Raw genomic sequence first — 12,694 nt, 5'->3', positions numbered from 1 at the left:
CGTCGCCACCGGTGCCCGCCCGGCGACCTCAGTAGGAGCGCGGGAGCCGGAGGTCGTGCTGGGCCACGAAGTTCAGGATCATCTCCCGGCTCACCGGGGCGATCCGGGAGAACCGGGACGACGTGATCAGCGCACCGATGCCGGTCTCCTGGCTCAGCCCGGACCCGCCGTGGGTCTGCACCGCGGCGTCCACGGCGTGCACCACGGCCTCGGCGGCGGCGTACTTGGCGCTGTTCGCGGCCGACCCGGCGTCCTGCCCGGTGTCGATCAGCCAGGCGGCCTTGAGCGTCATCAGGCGTGCCAGCTCGACCTCCACCTGCGCGGCGGCCAGCGGGTGCGAGATGCCCTGGTGCGCCCCGATGGGCGTCCCCCAGACCCGACGCTCCCGGGCGTGGTCGGCGGCCTTGGCCAGGGCCAGCCGGGCGGTGCCCAGCGAGTAGGCCGCGCCCATGACCCGCTCGGGGTTGAGCCCGGCGAACAACTGGGCGATCCCGGCCTCCGGTGAGCCGACCAGGGCGTCGGCGGGCAGCCGGACGTCGTCCAGGAAGAGCTGGAACTGGTGGTCCGGGCTGACCAGTTCCATCGGGATCACCGTGCGGCTCAGACCCGGCGCGTCGGTGGGGACGACGAACAGCGCCGGTCGCAGCGTGCCCGTGCCCGCGTCGGCCAGCTTGGCGACGACGAGGACCGCGTCGGCGACGTCGACCCCGCTGATCCACACCTTCTGGCCGCTGAGCACCCACCCGTCGCCGTCCCGGCGGGCCACCGTGGTGATCGCGTGGCTGTTGGACCCGGCGTCGGGCTCGGTGATGGCGAAGGCCATGGTCAGCTGCCCGTCGGCCATGCCCGGCAGCCAGTGGTCGCGCTGCTCGGGGGTGCCGTACCGGGCGATGACCGTGCCGCAGATCGCCGGGCTGACCACCATCATCAGCAGCGGACAACCGGCCGCGCCGAGCTCCTCCAGCACGACCGACAGCTCGACCAGGCCGCCGCCCCCGCCGCCGTGCTCCTCGGGCAGCGCGACCCCGAGGAACCCGGCCCTGCCGGCCTCGTCCCACAGCGCCTGGACGGTGCCCCCGGTGCGGGCCTGATCCAGGTACCAGGCGTGGCCGTACCGGCCGGCCAGGTCCGCCACGGCCGCCCGCAGGTCGCGCAGCTCGTCGCCCTCGTCGAAGTCCAGACCCACCGCGATCTCCGCTCTCCCCGACGCCCCGTCCTCGGGGCAGCCTCTCAGGCCGCCGGGGCCCAGGCCCGGCGGCGCAGCAGCCGCAGCCCGTTCAGCGCCACCAGGACGGTGGAACCCTCGTGGCCGGCGACGCCCAGCGGGAGCGGCAGGTGGCCGACCAGGTCCCAGGTCACGAGGGCGACGACCACCAGCCCGGCGATCGTCAGGTTCTGCACCACGAGGCGACGGGCCCGGCGGGACAGCTCGACCAGGGCCGGCAGCGTGGCCAGGTCGTCGCGCACGACGACGACGTCGGCGCTGGAGACCGCCAGGTCCGAGCCGATCCCGCCCATCGCGACACCGACGTCGGCGGCGGCGAGGGCCGGGGCGTCGTTGACGCCGTCCCCCACGACCATGACCCGGTGCCCCCGGGCCTGGAGCTCGCGGACGGCGGCCACCTTGTCCTCGGGCAGGAGGCCGGCCCGCACGTCGGTGATGCCGACGCCCGCGGCCAGGGACCGCGCGGCCTGCGGGGAGTCGCCGGTGAGCAGCACGGGGGAGTGGCCCAGCGCACCGCCCAGGGCCGCGACGGTGTCGGCCGCGGCGGGGCGGAGCCGGTCGGCCAGCGCGAGGTGCCCCGCCGGCGCCCCGTCCACCCGCACCTCGACCACGGTGCGGCCCCGGTCCTGCTCCGCCCGGACCGCACCGGACCGGACGGTGTCCTGGGGGGCCGAGACGGTGACCGACCGGCCGGCGACCGTGGCCGAGACACCGCGCCCCACGGCGGCCCGGAAGTCGGTGCAGGCCGGGACGGCGAGACCGCGGTCCCGGGCCGCGGTCACCACGGCGCGACCGATCGGGTGCTCGCTGGGGCCCTCGGCGGCCGCGGCCAGCGCGAGGAGCTCGTCGGGGGAGCGGTCCCCGGCCGGGAGCACCGCCACGACCGTCGGCGTGCCGTCGGTGAGCGTGCCGGTCTTGTCCACGACGACCGCGGTGACGGTGCCCAGGCCCTCCATGGCGACGGCCGAGGTGGCCAGCACGCCGTGGCGCCCGGCGGTGGCGATCGCCGACAGCAGCGGGGGCATGGTCGCCAGCACCAGGGCACACGGCGAGGCGACGATCATGAACGTCATCGCCCGCAGCAGTGCGCTCTGCAGGTCCGCGCCCAGCAGCAGGGGGACGGCGAACAGCGCCAGCGTGGCCACCACCACACCGACGGAGTACCGCTGCTCCACCCGCTCGATGAACAGCTGGGTGCCGGCCTTGGTCTCCGAGGCCTGCTCGACCAGCGCGCCGATCCGGGCCACGACGCTGTCGTGTGCGGGGACGTCGACCCGGACGGTGAGGGTGCCCGTGCCGTTCACCGTCCCGGCGAACACCGTGTCCCCGACCCGCGCGTCCACCGGCATCGGCTCGCCGGTGACCGAGGCCCGGTCGACCTCGGAGGCACCGGCCAGCACCGTGCCGTCGGCGGGCAGCCGGTCCCCGGGGCGCACGAGCACCCGGTCGCCGACGACCAGCTCCAGCGCGGGCAGCACCGTCCCCGTGCCGTCGTCGTCCAGCCGGCAGGCCTGCTCGGGGGCGAGCTCGGTCAGCGACCGGACCGCGTCGCGGGTGCGCCGGGTGGCGAAGGCCTCCAGCGCGCCGGACGTCGCGAACACCACGATCAGCAGCGCCCCGTCGAACACCTGCCCGATGGCCGCGGCTCCGATCGCGGCGACCACCATCAGCAGGTCGACGTCCAGCGTCCGCTCCCGCAGCGCCCGCCACCCGGCGACCGCGGGCTCCCACCCGCCGGCGACGTAGCAGGTCAGGTAGACCGCCCAGGAGAGCAGCGGGGGCGCGCCGGTGAGCTGCAGCAGCCCGCCGAGCAGGAACAGGACCAGCGCGGTGGCGGCCCAGCGGACCTCGGACAGCGTCCAGGCCACCGACAGCCGGGAGGGTGCGGGCTGCGGGTCGGTGGTCCGGGTCAGCGTGGCGGTGGGCACCGGGGCAACGTACCTGCGCATGCGTGAAGGTGCGCAGGTGGTCCGACCCGGTCCTCGACGGCCTCGGTAGTCTCCGGGGGTGCACCAGGGCATCGACGACTTCGACATGCCCGCCCCCGACGACGTCCGTCGGGCGGCGGACGCGCTGCGCATGCTCGCCGACCCCACCCGGCTGAACATCCTGTGGGCCCTGATGCAGGGCGAGACGTCGGTCGCCTGCCTGGCCGAGCTCGCCGGCACCAGCCCCACCGCGGTCAGCCAGCACCTGTCCAAGCTGCGGCTGGCCGGCCTGGTCGCCAACCGCCGCGAGGGCACGTTCGTCTTCTACGCCCTGGCCGACTCGCACATCGGCGAGCTCGTCCGGCAGGCCCTGTCGCACGCCGACCACCGCACCCGGGACGGCGCGCCCGTCGTCTGAGCGGCAGCCGCTGCGCAGCGCACGTTGCGGTGATGTGGCACGGGTCACCGTCGAGGGCCCCGGAACGGCTACGGTCGACGGACTGACCGCTCCCCGGTCCGGAGGTCGCCGTGCCCCTCGTGTCGTCCCTGGTGTCACCCGTCCGGTCCGTCGCTGACCCCGCCGGGTCGGCCCGCAGCGCGTTCAGCAAGTACCTGGTGCCCGAGGTCGTCTTCGGGTGGGGCGCGCTGTCCGAGGCCGGGTACGCGGCCCGCCGGCTGGGCGCGCGGCGGCCCTTCGTGGTCACCGACGAGGGCGTGGCCCGGGCCGGGTGGGCCCGCGAGCTGGCCCGGCACCTGGCCGACGTCGGGCTGGTGGCCACCAGCTGGCAGGAGATGACGCCCAACCCCAAGGACCACGAGGTGGCTGCCGGGGCGGCGGTCTACCGGGCCAGCGGGTGCGACGTCATCATCGGACTGGGCGGCGGGTCGGTGATCGACGCCGCGAAGGCCATCGCCGTCGTCGCCTCCAACGGCGGCGAGATCCTGGACTACGAGGGCGTGGACCGGGTCACCGCCGCGATCCCGCCGACCGTCATGTGCCCCACCACGGCGGGCACCGGCGCCGACGTCTCCCAGTTCGCGGTGATCACCGACACCGCCCGCCGGGTCAAGGCCACCCTCATCGGCCGGGCCCTGGTGCCCGACATCTCCCTCACCGACCCCCGGCTGCTCACCACCATGCCCGCCGACCTCGCCGCCGCGACCGGCCTGGACGCGCTGACCCACGGGGTGGAGGCCTACGTGTCCCGGGCCGCGGGCCCGCTCACCGACGTGCACGCCCTGCACGCGATCGGGCTGATCGCCGGCTCGCTGCGCCGCACGCTCACCCACCCCGAGGACGTCGACGCCCGGACGGCGATGGCCCAGGCCAGTCTCGAGGCCGGGCTGGCGTTCACCAACGCCATCCTGGGCGCGACGCACGCCATGAGCCACCAGGTCGGCGGGCTGCTGGACCTGCCGCACGGGGTGGTCAACGGCGTGCTGCTGCCGCACGTCATCCGGTTCAACGCCCGCACGGCACCGACCCGGTTCGGCGCGGTCGCGCGGGCACTGGGCGTGGACACCACCGGGATGGCCGCCGGCACCGCGGCCGAGGCCGCCGCCGACGCGGTCGCCGCCCTGGCCGCCGACCTGGGCTGCCCGGCCGGGCTCGCCGAGCTCGGGGTGACGGCCGCGGACGTGGAGACGCTGTCGGTGACCACGCTGGCCGACGCCTGCCTGTCCACCAACCCCCGCGACGCCAGCCAGGCCGACGTCGCCGAGCTGTTCCGGACGGCGATGTGACCGTCGGCGTGCCCGGGATCAGCGAGCTCACCGGGCTGCGCTCGTCCAAGCCCACCTGGTACGCCGAGTACCGGCACTCCGCCGACAGCCTGACCCGGGCGCTGGGCTCGCTGGACCGCATCGCGCAGGTGCTGTCGGCCACCGGCCGGGGGGCCGACGCGCTCTGCCGGGCCGTCGTGGACGCCACCGCCAATCACCTGGGCGCGGCCTGGGTGGTGCTCGCGGTGGCCGAGGACGCGTTGCCGCTGGCGGCCCCCCGGCTGGTCGCCCGGGGTCCCTCCGGTCAACCGGTGCGGGACCTGGACGACCTGCCCGGCGGGGTCCGGCGTTCGGTCGTGGCCGCACTGGCGACGCCCCGGGGCGAGCCGGGTCAGGACGCGGACGGCGCCGTCGTCGTGCCGCTGGTGGTCGACGGCGAGCAGGCCGGCGCGCTGGTCGCCTGGGCCGGGCCCCAGGCCGACGTGACCGCCGCGGACCTGTCGATCCTGCGGATCGTGGCCAACCAGTCGGCGGTGGCGCTGCTCAGCGACTCGCTGCTGGCCCAGTCCGAGGCGCTGCGCCGGCAGATCGACGTCGCGGCCCAGCGCGAGGCCGTCGACGTCGAACGGCACCGGATCGCCCGCGAGCTGCACGACAGCGTCGCCCAGCACGTGCTCTCGGCCGGGATGACGATCGAGTGGTGCCGGCCCGAGGTGGCCCACCACAGCGAGGTGCACGCCCGGCTCGGGCACGCCAAGGCGCTGACCCGGGAGGCGGTGGAACGGCTGCGGGCGGTCATCCACACGCTGTCCAGCGACCACCTGGACGGCGGGTCGCCCGGGCTGCCCGAGCTGCTGGGGAGGTTGCCCGAGCTGCACCCGGTGCCCGGGCTGGAGGTCGCCGTGCGGGTGGAGGGCCGACCGGTGCCCCTGACGGCGGGGTGCGTGGAGGCACTGGTCAAGATCGCGACCGAGTGCCTGTTCAACGTGGCCCGGCACGCGGTGGCGACCCGGTGCACGGTCCGGTTGGCCTACCGCCCCGGGGAGGTGCGGCTCTCGGTCGCCGACGACGGGAGCGGCGACCCGGAGACCCTGCGCCGGTCCCTGCGCGCCGGGAGCCGGGAGGGGGCGCACCGCGGGCTGCCGAACGCGGTGTCCCGGGCCGCCGAGATCGGGGGCACGCTGCGGTTCGCCCGGGCACGGATGGGCGGGGTCCGGGTCGAGGTCCGGGTGCCGGTCGAGGTGTCCGGTGGCTGAGGTCATCCGGCTGGTCGTCGTCGACGACCACGCCATCGTCCGGCAGGGGCTGCGCTCGATCCTGGAGCGCGAGGACGACGTGCGGGTGGTCGGGGAGGCGGCCACCGCCGACGAGGCGCTGGACCTGGTCGCCCGGGAGCGTCCGGACATCGTGCTGCTGGACCTCAAGCTGTCCGCCGACTCCGACACCGCCGGGCTGGCGCTGTGCGGGCGGCTCACGGGTCGCGCACCGGCCCCCGGCGTCCTGGTGGTGACCACCTTCCTGGACCAGCAGCTGGTGCTCAGCGCGATCCAGGCCGGGGCCCGCGGCTACGTGCTCAAGGACGTCGACGCCGTCTCGCTGGTCGCCGCGATCCGGGCCGTCCGGCGGGGCGAGTCGGCCTTCGACAGCCACAGCGCGGCCATGGTCGTGCGTTCCCTGGCCGGTGGCCCGCCGGCGGCCGGACCGGAGCTGACCGCCCGGGAGCAGTCGGTGCTGGCCCTGCTGGCCCGCGGGCTGTCCAACGAGGCGATCGGCCGGGAGCTCTACATCTCGGCGACGACGGCGAAGTTCCACGTGCGCAACCTGATGCGCAAGCTGTCGGTGTCCCGGCGGGCCGAGGCGGTCTACGCGGGGTCCAAGCTCGGGCTCATCTGACCCGGGTGACCACGTCGGTGGCCAGTCCCTCCAGCGCCGAGAGGTCACGGATCACCTCGACCCGGTCGCAGCTGTCGGCGTAGGCCGGCAGGTCGCAGCCGCCCAGCGACCAGGAGTACCGCGGCTCCGGGGTCAGCCAGATCGTCTCCCGCACCCGGCGGGCCAGGTCGGCGAAGACGTCGACCCGCGGGGAGTTGCCGTTGCCCCGACCGTCGCCGAGCACCATCAGCGTCGTCCGGCGGGTGAACGCCCCGGCGTGCTCGCGGGCCAGCTTCGCGAACACCGTGCCGTAGTCGCTGGTGGCGTCCACGTCGATCACGTCCCCGCCGAACACCAGGCCCAGCGCGTGCTCCAGCGGGTGCTCGTCGAACAGGTCGGTGATCTCCACGACGTCGTCGACGAAGGCGAAGGTGCGCACCTGGGCGAAGAGGTCCTGCAGGGCGTGCACCACGTGCAGGGTGAACCGCGCCGTCGTCCGCACCGAGAGCGACACGTCGGCGACGACGACCAGCCGCGGCTTGTCCTCGGCCAGCCGGGTGGTCACCGGCCGGAACGGGACGCCGTCGTACTTCATGTTCGACCGCATCGTGCGGCTGACGTTGATCCGCCCTCGGTTCGAGCGCTGCTTCTTGTGCGTCAGCCCCCCGTGCAGGGAGCTCGCCAGCCGGCGCAGCGACTCCTCGATCCGGGCCCGCTCGGCCTCGGTCACCCGTTGCACCGGGGCACTGCGCAGCTCGCGTTCCTCGATGGCCAGGTCGGTCATCTCGGCCAGCTTCTGCAGGTGGGCCTGCAGGAGCTCGGGCAGGTCGTCGATCACCCCGGCGAGCTGCCGGCGCAGCGCTTCGGCCAGCTCGGGGTCCAGGTCGTCGACCGGGTCGGCCAGCCAGTCGCGCAGCGCCTGCTGCTGGGCCACCGACAGCTCGACGTCCAGCTGGGTGCCCCCGGCCCGCACCAGGTCACCGGGCAGCCCCGGGTCGTGCAGCCGGCCCACCTCGACCTGCACGTTCTCCTGCCCGTCGGCGTTGCCCACCGGCTCGCTGCTGAGCACGATCTGCTGGGTCAGCGAGGCCAGGTCGACCTTGTTGGCCTCCTGGTGCAGGTTGTACTGCTGGGTGAGGTCCTCGGGCTTGAAGAAGTCCCGGATGTCGACCGGCTTGCCGTGGCTGTGCCCCTGCTCGGGCTCGGCTCCGGGCTCCTGCGACCAGGTCATCTTCGTCAGGTCGCCGTCGTCGACCAGGTCGTCGTGGGCGTGCCCGTGCTCCTCGTCGTCCTCGGCCACCCTGGTCAGGCTGAAGAACTTCGCGAACGTGTCGGCGAAGACCTCGGTGTCCCGGCGGTCCTTGAGCAGTGCCGCCCCCAGTGCGGCCTCGAGGGCGGCCCGGTCGCTGACCCGGACCGCGGTCGCCGCCGCGAAGGCGTCCACCGCCTCGGCGGTGGAGATCCGCATGCCGCGCAGCCGCAGCAGCCGGATGAACCGGTGCAGCGCGCCCTCCATCAGACCGGACGGCGGCGGGCGGCGTTCTTCGCACCCCCGCGGTTGGCGAAGGACCGGGCACCCTGGGACGCCGTCACCCCGCGGGTGGTCGGCGGGATCTCCCGGGCGCCGCCGGACGTCTCGTTGCCCGACCCGCTGCTCTTCTGGCCGTAGTACTCCTCGTCGTGCCGGCCGGGCCGGTCCTTGGCGGCGCGGACCTGCCTGCCGGCGTCGTCGGCGGCGTGGTCGTGGGAGTGCCCGCCGTGCGGGTGGTCGTGGTGCCCGTGCTCGTGCTTCTCGGGGACCGTCGCGTTGGGGTCGACCAGGCGGGGGAGGGCGGCGCGGGAGCGTTCGACGTCCCGCTCGTACTTGGCGACGACGGACACGGTGTCGGCCAGGATGCCGGCCTCGAGCTCGGTGACCCCCAGGACGGCCAGCGTGCGGGCCCAGTCGATGGTCTCGGAGATGCTCGGCGACTTGCGCAGGTCCAGCCCGCGCAGTCCGCGGACGACGTCGACCAGCTGGGTGGCCGCGGCGTCGTCCAGGCCGGTCTTCTTGCTGCGCAGGATCTCCAGCTCGCGCTCGGCGTCGGGGTACTCCAGGAACAGGTGCAGGCAGCGGCGCTTGAGCGCCGCGGACAGGTCGCGGGTGTTGTTGCTGGTCAGGATCACGTACGGGGCGTGCTCGGCGACGAACGTGCCGATCTCGGGCACCGACACCTGGTACTCGGCCAGCATCTCCAGCAGCACCGCCTCCAGGGCCTCGTCGGCGCGGTCGACCTCGTCGATGAGCAGCACCACCGGCTCGGGGGAGCGCACGGCCTCCAGCAGGGGACGGGAGGCCAGGAACCGCTCGGAGAAGAAGGCGCTGTCCTGCTCGGCGACCCGGTCCACCGCCTCGGCCATCGACGTGGTGTCGGTGAGCAGCTCGGCGGCCTTGTCGCGCAGGATCTGGGTGTAGAGCAGCTGCTTGCCGTAGTCCCACTCGTAGAGCGCCTTGGTCTCGTCCTGGCCCTCGTAGCACTGCAGCCGCAGCAGCCGCCGGCCCGTGGCCAGGGCGAGGGTCTTGGCCAGCTCGGTCTTGCCGACCCCGGCCGGGCCCTCCAGCAGCAGCGGCTTGCCCAGTCGGCTCATCACGAACGTCGTCGTGGCCAGCCGGCGGTCGGTGACGTACCCGTGCTCGGCGAAGGCCGCGGCGACGGCGTCCACGTCGGCGAAGTCGTCGGGTCGGGTGGGTGCCTCGGTCATGCGGCGCAGCTCCCGGGTGGGGTTGTGCAAAGAGCGCCCTCTTTGCACGGATGGGGCTCGTGCAAAAAGGGCGCTTTTTGCAGGAGGGGGGTGGGGCGGCCGCGGGGGCCGCCCCACCCGACGGCTCAAGAGAGGAGGTCGTCCAGGTCGCCGTTCATGCAGTGGTCGACCACCGGGCGGACGGTCTCGAACGTGCACTCCTTGGGGTTGCCGGGGGTGCAGGCGTCGCCGAGCACGTGCCGGGTGATCCGGTCGACGTCGGCGTCGTCCCCGGTGATGACCTTGGCGTTCTCGTAGAACGCGGTCGGGCCGGTGCCCAGCCGGTTCTTGGAGTAGCTGTCCTTCGTGACGTCGGTGAACCTCTCGGTGATGCCGACGTCGCGCAGCAGCCTGATCGCCGCGGCCAGGGCGGCGTCGGCAGCCTGGACGTCGGTCATCCCGTACGTGTCCACGCCCATCGCGGCGCCCATCTCGGCGAAGCGCTTGTAGTGGGTGGGCATGTTGAACGCCCAGACCCGGGGCAGCGCGATCGCGTTGTTCAGCCCGTGGTGGGTGTCGTAGAAGGCGCTCACCGCGTGGCTGATCGAGTGGATGATCCCGAGCCCACCGGAGTTGAAGGCCTGGGCGGCGATGTACTGGGCGTGCATCATGCCCTCGCGGCCCTTGAGGTCCTGGCCGTTCCACACCGCCTGGCGCAGGTTCTCCGCGGTCAGCTTGATGGCGTAGAGGGCGTTGCCCAGTGACGGCGGGAAGTCCAGCCGGCTGACGTAGGGCTCCGAGGCGTGCGCCAGGACGTCGAAGCCGCACTGCGCGGTGTAGTCGACCGGGCAGTCGTAGTAGAGGACCGGGTCGTCGATGGCCAGCGTGGTCACCGAGGTGTCGTCGAAGGCCACGTACTTGTGCGGGTTGTCCGGGTCGGTCGTGGTGTCGGTGATGACGTAGGCCCAGGAGGTCTCCGAGCCGGTGCCGGCGGTGGTGGAGACGGCGATGTGCGGCGGGTTCTTGGGGTTCTCGCTCTGGTTGAAGCCCTCGAACTCGTTGACGCTGCGGCCGTCGTGGGCGACCGAGATGCGGGCGCCCTTGCAGGCGTCGTGCGAGGAGCCGCCGCCGATGGAGACGAAGCTGTCGCAGTCGTTCTCCTGGTACAGCTTCACGGCGTCCATGACGTTGTAGTCCTTGGGGTTGGACTCCACCTGGTCGTAGACGACGACGTCGAGGCCGTGCCACTTCATCGACTCGGAGATCTTCTCCACGATGTTCGTGCCGCGCAGGCCCGAGGTCATGACCAGGGTCTTCTTGAACCCCAGCTTGAGCGCCTCGGGGCCGATCAGCTCGTGCGCGCCCGGGCCGAGCATGGCCCGGGGGAACGGGTGGAACTCCTTGATCGGGAACGGCTTGAGCAGTTCTTCGACCTGCATGGGTGGGTCCTTCCTCGTCGGGCGGCGGTGCCTGAGTCGGGGCCGAACGTAGGGCGGGGGTCACACCCCGGACAGGGTCCCGGCGCAGGTGCGACCGACCGGGGCGGCAGGTCGGCCCGGTCGGGCAGGGCGACCTGTCCGGTCGGGCAGGGACCCCTCCCGGGGGTGGAGACGGTGTCCGCCCCCTGGTGGATGTGCCCAGCTCGGGCCCTGGGTGACGATCACGGGGTGCTCCTGGAGACCAGCCCCACCGACCGCCCTCCCGTGGCCCGGCTCGCGACCTGGCCGGCCGCGGTGCTCGTGGGCACCGCCGTCGGGGCCCTGACCTCACCGGCCCAGACCTTGCTGGGCGACACGGTGCTGTCCGGTCTGACCAACGCGGTCGGGCCCTGGCTGCTGGCCCCCTTCGCCCTCGGCGCCCGCGCCCGGTCGACGCGGGCCGCCGTGGCGGTGGGCGTGCTGTCCTGCGTCGCCCAGGTCGCCGGCTACTACGCCGTGTCGGCCGCCCGCGGGTTCGCCGTGTACGCCCCCACCGTGGCCGAGTGGGTCGTGGCCGGGGTCGTCGGCGGTGCCGTCCTGGGCGTCGCGGGCCGCTCGTGGTGGACCGCCACCGGACGGTGGCGGGGCCTGGGCGCCGCGCTGCTGGTCGCGGCCTGGCTGGCCGAGGGGATCGGGGTGTTCGGTCTGCTGCTCGGCTACGCGGGGTCGGCGGTGGTGTCCTGCTTCGTCGGGGTCGCCCTCGCCGTCGGACTGGGGCGGCACGGGCGTCAGCACCGTGCGCTGCTGGGCTGGCTGCTGCCGGCCCTCGCCGCCGGTGCCCTGGGCTTCGGCGTCCTCCTGGCCGTGCTGTGAGCCGGCTGCGACCGCTCGTCCTCGCCGCCGGGGTCCTGCTCGCGGCCGGGTGCGGCGGTACCGGTCCGGCACCGGACCCGACCGCCTCGGCACCGACCTCCCCGGCCACGACCTCCTCGGCGGCTCCGTCGGCCCCGGCGCCGGCTGCGCTCGCCGGCGTGGCCGATCTGGAGGCGGCCCACGGCGCCCGGGTCGGCGCGTGGGTGCTGGACACCGGCACCGGGCAGGTGCTCGAGCACCGCGCCGAAGAGCGGTTCGCGCACGCCTCGGTGCTCAAGCTGCTGCTCGTGGGGCTGGTGCTCGACCGGGTCACCGACGCCGAGCTGGACGCCGTCGTCCCGATCGAGGCCGACGACGTCCTGGAGTACGCGCCGGTGACCTCTGAGCACGTGGGCACCGGTCTGCCGCTCCGGGAGGTCATGGAGGCCGCCATCGTGGTCAGTGACAACACCGCCGCCAACCTGCTGATCGAGCGGCTCGGCGGCCCGGCCGCGGTGCAGGCCGCCGTCCGGGAGCTGGGCAACGAGGTCACGGACGTCGACCGCACCGAACCCGACCTCAACGAGGCCACCCCGGGCGACCCGCGGGACACCAGCACCCCGGCGGCCCTGGGCGCCTCGATCGAGCAGCTGGTGCTCGGCGACGTGCTCCCCGCCGACCGCCGGGCCCTCCTCGAGCAGGGGCTGCGGGACAACACCACCGGCGACGCGGCGATCCGGGCCGGGGTGCCGGCCGACTGGACGGTGGGGGACAAGACGGGCAGCGGCGGCTACGGCACGCGCAACGACGCCGGGGTCGTCTGGCCCGCCGACGGGGGAGCACCGCTGGTCGTCGTCCTGCTCACCGACCGGGGCACGGCCGGGGCCACCTCCGACGACGGTCTGCTGGCCGACGTCACGCGCCTGGTGGTGGCGCAGTCGGGGAGGTGAGCCGGC

11 protein-coding genes are annotated in these 12,694 nt (G+C 74.2%); 6 read left to right on the top strand and 5 right to left on the bottom strand.

Annotated features, from left to right (window positions below; all coding sequences use genetic code 11):
* Positions 1 to 28 precede the first annotated feature (28 nt).
* Together ASG36_RS19730 and ASG36_RS19725 are read right to left on the bottom strand one after the other, a co-directional pair.
* Positions 29 to 1,186: an acyl-CoA dehydrogenase family protein gene (locus ASG36_RS19730; RefSeq protein WP_235495318.1), complete on the bottom strand. Its 1,158-nt coding sequence runs from the start codon at positions 1,184 to 1,186 to the stop codon at positions 29 to 31.
* A gap of 44 nt (positions 1,187 to 1,230) precedes the next feature.
* On the bottom strand, positions 1,231 to 3,153 hold the full coding sequence (locus tag ASG36_RS19725) for a heavy metal translocating P-type ATPase (RefSeq protein WP_304437807.1): 1,923 nt from the start codon (positions 3,151 to 3,153) through the stop codon (positions 1,231 to 1,233).
* A gap of 79 nt (positions 3,154 to 3,232) precedes the next feature.
* Between ASG36_RS19725 and ASG36_RS19720 the strand changes: the two genes are divergently transcribed.
* The 4 genes from ASG36_RS19720 to ASG36_RS19705 all read left to right on the top strand — a co-directional run bounded on the left by ASG36_RS19720 (position 3,233) and on the right by ASG36_RS19705 (position 6,768).
* Positions 3,233 to 3,571 carry a metalloregulator ArsR/SmtB family transcription factor gene (locus ASG36_RS19720; protein ID WP_055768251.1) on the top strand — a complete coding sequence of 113 codons (339 nt, stop codon included), beginning with the start codon at positions 3,233 to 3,235 and terminating at the stop codon, positions 3,569 to 3,571.
* A gap of 110 nt (positions 3,572 to 3,681) precedes the next feature.
* On the top strand, positions 3,682 to 4,896 hold the full coding sequence (locus tag ASG36_RS19715; RefSeq protein WP_082523342.1) for an iron-containing alcohol dehydrogenase: 1,215 nt from the start codon (positions 3,682 to 3,684) through the stop codon (positions 4,894 to 4,896).
* Positions 4,893 to 6,131, top strand: a complete 1,239-nt coding sequence (locus tag ASG36_RS19710; protein ID WP_055768247.1) for a GAF domain-containing sensor histidine kinase — start codon at positions 4,893 to 4,895, stop codon at positions 6,129 to 6,131. Before ASG36_RS19715 ends, ASG36_RS19710 begins: the two co-directional genes overlap by 4 nt.
* Positions 6,124 to 6,768 carry a response regulator transcription factor gene (locus tag ASG36_RS19705; protein WP_055768244.1) on the top strand — a complete coding sequence of 215 codons (645 nt, stop codon included), beginning with the start codon at positions 6,124 to 6,126 and terminating at the stop codon, positions 6,766 to 6,768. Before ASG36_RS19710 ends, ASG36_RS19705 begins: the two co-directional genes overlap by 8 nt.
* Here ASG36_RS19705 and ASG36_RS19700 read toward each other — a convergent pair.
* From ASG36_RS19700 to mdo, 3 genes are all read right to left on the bottom strand, one after another.
* Positions 6,761 to 8,263, bottom strand: coding sequence for a VWA domain-containing protein (locus ASG36_RS19700; protein WP_055768239.1), 1,503 nt, complete (start codon positions 8,261 to 8,263; stop codon positions 6,761 to 6,763). The genes ASG36_RS19705 and ASG36_RS19700 overlap by 8 nt on opposite strands.
* On the bottom strand, positions 8,263 to 9,489 hold the full coding sequence (locus ASG36_RS19695) for a MoxR family ATPase (RefSeq protein WP_055768237.1): 1,227 nt from the start codon (positions 9,487 to 9,489) through the stop codon (positions 8,263 to 8,265). Before ASG36_RS19695 ends, ASG36_RS19700 begins: the two co-directional genes overlap by 1 nt.
* A gap of 125 nt (positions 9,490 to 9,614) precedes the next feature.
* Positions 9,615 to 10,907, bottom strand: a complete 1,293-nt coding sequence (gene mdo, locus ASG36_RS19690; RefSeq protein ID WP_055768234.1) for an NDMA-dependent methanol dehydrogenase — start codon at positions 10,905 to 10,907, stop codon at positions 9,615 to 9,617.
* A 228-nt stretch (positions 10,908 to 11,135) separates the two neighbouring features.
* Here mdo and ASG36_RS19685 point away from each other — a divergent pair, with 228 nt between their 5' ends.
* Both ASG36_RS19685 and bla read left to right on the top strand, forming a co-directional pair.
* Positions 11,136 to 11,759 carry a DUF6518 family protein gene (locus tag ASG36_RS19685; RefSeq protein ID WP_055768232.1) on the top strand — a complete coding sequence of 208 codons (624 nt, stop codon included), beginning with the start codon at positions 11,136 to 11,138 and terminating at the stop codon, positions 11,757 to 11,759.
* A gap of 158 nt (positions 11,760 to 11,917) precedes the next feature.
* Positions 11,918 to 12,688, top strand: coding sequence for a class A beta-lactamase (gene bla / locus ASG36_RS19680; RefSeq protein WP_200944589.1), 771 nt, complete (start codon positions 11,918 to 11,920; stop codon positions 12,686 to 12,688).
* Positions 12,689 to 12,694 lie beyond the last annotated feature (6 nt).

It is taken from the genome of Geodermatophilus sp. Leaf369, assembly GCF_001424455.1.
In the GTDB taxonomy this organism is placed as follows: domain Bacteria; phylum Actinomycetota; class Actinomycetes; order Mycobacteriales; family Geodermatophilaceae; genus Klenkia.
The sequence above is the reverse complement of the archived record's forward strand: the minus strand, read 5'-3'. Positions and strand labels throughout refer to the sequence as shown.